General features: G+C 60.5%; 4 protein-coding genes. 3 read left to right on the top strand and 1 reads right to left on the bottom strand.

The genetic code is table 11. The annotated features are described in order from the left end of the window. Both AC1DUU_RS24200 and AC1DUU_RS24195 read left to right on the top strand, forming a co-directional pair. A partial coding sequence (locus AC1DUU_RS24200) for a beta-barrel domain-containing protein (protein WP_476785924.1) occupies positions 1-304 on the top strand: 304 nt, incomplete at its 5' end. Next, positions 294-923 (top strand): ribbon-helix-helix domain-containing protein, encoded by a 630-nt coding sequence (locus AC1DUU_RS24195; protein WP_476785923.1) that lies wholly within the window; start codon positions 294-296, stop codon positions 921-923. The genes AC1DUU_RS24200 and AC1DUU_RS24195, both read left to right, overlap by 11 nt. 507 nt (positions 924-1,430) lie before the next feature. Here AC1DUU_RS24195 and AC1DUU_RS24190 read toward each other — a convergent pair. After that, the gene (locus tag AC1DUU_RS24190) at positions 1,431-1,775 is read right to left on the bottom strand and encodes a hypothetical protein (protein WP_476785922.1); all 345 of its coding nucleotides are present in this window, start codon (positions 1,773-1,775) and stop codon (positions 1,431-1,433) included. Between AC1DUU_RS24190 and AC1DUU_RS24185 the strand changes: the two genes are divergently transcribed. After that, positions 1,764-4,501, top strand: a 2,738-nt coding sequence (locus tag AC1DUU_RS24185) for a DUF5801 repeats-in-toxin domain-containing protein (protein WP_476785921.1), incomplete at its 3' end; no start/stop codon positions are given. The genes AC1DUU_RS24190 and AC1DUU_RS24185 overlap by 12 nt on opposite strands.

Below are 4,501 nucleotides of genomic sequence, written 5' to 3'. Positions count from 1 at the left end.
CATCCGCCCCGACCAGAAGGCGCTGATCAAGGTTTCGGCCTATGATTTTTCGATTTTCGGCGGTCTCAACGGCAAGGTGCAGACCATCACCGCCGACTCCCTGGTCGACCAGAACACCGGCGAGCCCTATTATCAGGTTCGCGTGTCGACCGACCGTTCGACGCTGGAGAGGGACGGCATGTCCTACTCCATCATTCCCGGCATGATCAGCACGGTTGAGATCATCACCGGGCGCAAGACCATCCTTGCCTACCTGCTCAAGCCCATTAACAAGGCGCGCAACGAGGCGCTTCGTGAGCGATAGCGCGCCTTCGCCAGATGACCTTGGCATCAACGTCTTTTCGGTTGACGATCTGACGACCGATTTTCGCGTCGTTGTTCGCCAGGGGTCGCGGCGCGGCATCAGGCTCGAGCGCCTGTTCTGGACGACGCTGAAGCAGCTGGCCGAACACAACCGGCTGACAATCGGCGAGATGGTCGAAGAAATCGCGCGGGCAAACGGCGATACCAGCAACCTCGCTTCGGCTATCCGCGTGGCCTGCCTGCGCTGGATAGCCGACCAGAATGCGTCGCTTGGCAAGCTGGCCTCGCTGCGCACCATCAATGCCATATTGGGCGCCTGCCCGGCACCAGCCTTCGCGCTGTCGTCGATGAAGAAGATCCTGTCGCTCAATTCGGCATTCCAGAATCTGGTCAAGCGGCAGCTGCCGGTCGGCTTCGGTGACGAAACCAATCGCGACCTCAGGCTTTCGCTCGACCTCAACGTCGCCGACATTTTCGCCAGGCTAGATGCCAATGGCGGCGTGCCGATCGCCAGCGGTTTCGTCATCGGTGCCGGCGAGCGGCGTTACCACGGCCAGCTCAACATGGTCCGCGCGCCGATCAGGGCGCCGGAACTGCTGCTTTCGTTCGTGGTCGCCTGATAAACGCGCAGGCAGACCTGCCCGAGCCTCACCATCGTCTTGCTTGATCTTTGGCCCGCTGGCGGGCAGTTCAGCGCATGTGGTAACATTTCACAGGCAGATCTTTTACCCTTAAGAATTCGCCAGAATTTACTTGCAATATTTTGCCGCGATTTCTCTGCCAGTTAACCAATCGAAAACTTTTCGAGGGAGCGGCATATCCCGATATGCATTCGGGTTCTCGTCACAGTTGTATTTGCTGACGGGCCATTGTTTCAGTGTCGCTAAATTACGATTTGGGGATGGGCAATGGCGACCTCTGTTGATTTTGAAAATCTGTCTGCTTCCGTGGCTGAAAATGCAGCCCTGCCAGAGGGCGCCGTAGCCCAGCCTACGGTTGAAGGCCAGATCGTGGCCCAGGCCGATCCCGTTCCCGTTGATGCCGGTTCCGGTGAACCCGTGCAGGCAGCGCAGCCAACAGCTGCGGCACCAGCGCAGGCGATGCCTACGGAATTTGTCGCGGACGCTTCAAACATCGTCCACTTGCCCGCCAGCATCTCCATCGACAACATAAAGGTCGACGGCAACAACCTGGTTCTCGAACAGGCCGATGGCACCCTCATCGTCATCAAGGACGCCGCCGCCAATGTGCCGACCTTCCTGCTCGGCGATGTCGAGGTGCCGCGCGTTGCCCTGATCGCGGCCCTTGAAGCCGGTGGCATCAATGTCGCCTTCGGCGCCGATGGTTCGTTCTCTGCGGGTGGGGGCGCGGCGCAGGGCTCGGGCGGCAACTTCGAGATACAGGCGGGTGGCATCGGCGACGGATTCGACGTTTCCGATCTGCTGCCGCCGACAGCGCTGATGTTCCCGCAATATGCGGGGCGCGAGCTTGATGCCGGCATCAATGCTGAGCCCGAGTTCCTGAGCTTTTCCATCCGCTTGTCCGAAGAGGGGCTGAGCGGCGGCAATCGCGACGACGGGCCGAACCCGTTCGACACCACCAATGAGCGCGTCTTCACCGGCAATTTCGGCGCGTCCGACAGCAATGGCGATCCGCTCACCTACAGCCTCGGGCTGCCGAACCCGGCGACCAATGCTGGCATCACGTCGCATGGCGCGGCGATCACGTGGAATCTGGTCGGCCCCAATCTGCTTGAGGGCAGGGTGGGAGACGTCGTCGTGGTTCGCTTCACGATTACCGATCCGGAGACGGGCGACTATCAGGTCGAAATTCTGGGCCCTATCGACCATCCGAGTTCCGGTATCGAAGACGTTGTCGGCATTGTCATTCCCGTGACGGTCAAGGATCCGTTCGGCGGCTCGGCCACGGCGAATGTGACGTTGCAGGTGGAGGACGACAGCCCTGAAATTTCCGGGGTCCGTCTTGGCGCAACCGCCATTCTTGACGAAACGAGCGCGGGGACGCCAGGCGGTTTCCCGATTAACGTCACCAGCGCCGGTTCAATTCTCTCTTTTAGTTCGACCTTCGGCGCCGACGGTGCAGCGGCAGGCGGCGGCGTTGTCTACGCCCTTACACTGTCGGGCAATGCCGCCACGAACCTGAAGACGGCGATCGGCGATTTCCCAATCACGCTGGTGCAAACGAATTCGACCACGATTACCGGCACTTTTGAAAATGGAGGCACGCAAACCGCCTTCACCGTCAAGATCAACGCGGACGGTTCGCTGACCGTCACGCAGAACGTTCCGCTTGAGCACAACTCCGACGGTTTGTCGCCAGAGGTGCACCACAATGACTCGCTGAGCCTTGCCGGGCTCGTCAACGCGTCGGTGACGATCACCGATTTCGACAATGACAGCGTGTCAGGCGGCGCTCAGATCGGCGGCGCGATCATCTTCGAAGACGACGGTCCGAAAGTTTCGGAAAATGCCCTTGTCCGTCTCGATGACGACGCGCTCAAGGGCGGCATTCCCGGTGGAACCGGCGACAACGTGGATGGCAGAAATGTTTCGGGCACGTTGGCGCACAGCTTCGGTGCCGATGGCGGCTCGATTGCCTGGTTGACGAACGGTGCGCCGGAAGGCTTTACCTACAAGCTCAACAACGGTGCGCTGGAGGTCTACCAGGGGGAGACCAAGGTGCTGACCATCACCATGAATGGCGCGACGGGCGCCTATTTGGTGACGCAGGATGCGCCGATCATGCACGCCGCCGGTCGCGCTGAAAACAACAAGGTTTTCACCCTGACCTATCAGGTCAAGGACAATGACGGCGACATCGCCAACGGCACGCTGCGGGTCAACGTGGACGACGATACGCCGACCATCGAGACGTCGGGCAGTGAACCCCTCTTGACGGTCGATGAGACCAATCTTTCCGACAATGCTAGCGCATCGTTCGCGTCTAACTTCGTCAAATCCTATGGCGCCGACGGCCCCGGCTCTATTGCCTACACACTGAGCGTGGTTGCCGGCAATTCTGGACTTATCGACACGAAGTCCGGTCAGCAGGTACTGCTGAGCGTGAATAACGGCGTGGTCGAGGGTAGGACTGCCGCCGGCAACCACTTGGTCTTCACCGTCAAGGTTGATGCCGATGGCAAAGTCACCCTCGACCAGATCCGTCCGGTCAAGCATGCCGACCCCAGCAACCACGACGACGCCAGCAGCCTGACCGACCACCTCGTCAAGCTCACCGCGACGATCACTGACAAGGACGGCGACARCAAGTCCGCTGAGCTGAATATCGGCAGCAATCTGGTGTTCAAGGATGACGGTCCGTCGGTCAAGCCGGGCAATGCGGCCGTGACGGTGGATGAAGACGACATTCACAGCCTGTGGTCACACGGGACGTCGCCGGATGGCGACACGGAGTGGCTTACCGGCGCGGCAAAAGCGTCCGGATCGCTCGCCAGCCTGGTGAATTTCGGTGCCGATGGCGCGGCTGTCGGCGGTGGCTTCGGGTTCGCCGCTACGGCGATCGACCAAATGGAAGCCTTAGGATTGCAGTCCAAGGGTTCGCCGTTGAGCTATGCAATGGTCGGCAACACGCTCGTGGCATTCGTCGACAACGCCCATGGCCTGGACCGGCCGGTCTTCTGGATGACGGTCGAAAGCGATGGCGATTTCACCTTCCGCCTGTTCGATCAGCTCGATCACCCGGCGCCTCCGTCCGGCACCGCCRTCCAGAATACGCTAGAGATCAACTTTGGCTCCATTATTCAGGCCACGGATCGGGATGGCGATTCCGTGCCCCTCACCGGTCAGGTCAATGTCACCGTCATCGACGACATTCCGCAGATCAACCTGAAGGCGACGGGCGCGGTGGTAACGCATGATGAAACCGCCGGCCTCCAGAAGGGTTCCCAGGGCGACGACACGGACGCCGTGGGCGTGGTCGCCCGCTTTGCAACGCTGGCAGCACCGGCGGCCCTCGGCTATGCCCACCAGGAAGATGTGGTCGAATACAGCGTCAAGCAAGGTGCCGACGACTCGGCGAAGATTTCGCTCACGCTGGCCATCAATGGTGGGGACGGCACGAACTCTGGCCTCATGACAACTGACGGAAAGGAAATCTTTCTCTTCCTCGAGAATGGCCTGATTGTTGGTCGCGTCGACAATGCCACCGGGCAGATCGC

This window comes from Aminobacter sp. P4_H6_2 (genome assembly GCF_056400805.1).
This window is presented reverse-complemented; position numbering and strand designations above follow the sequence as displayed.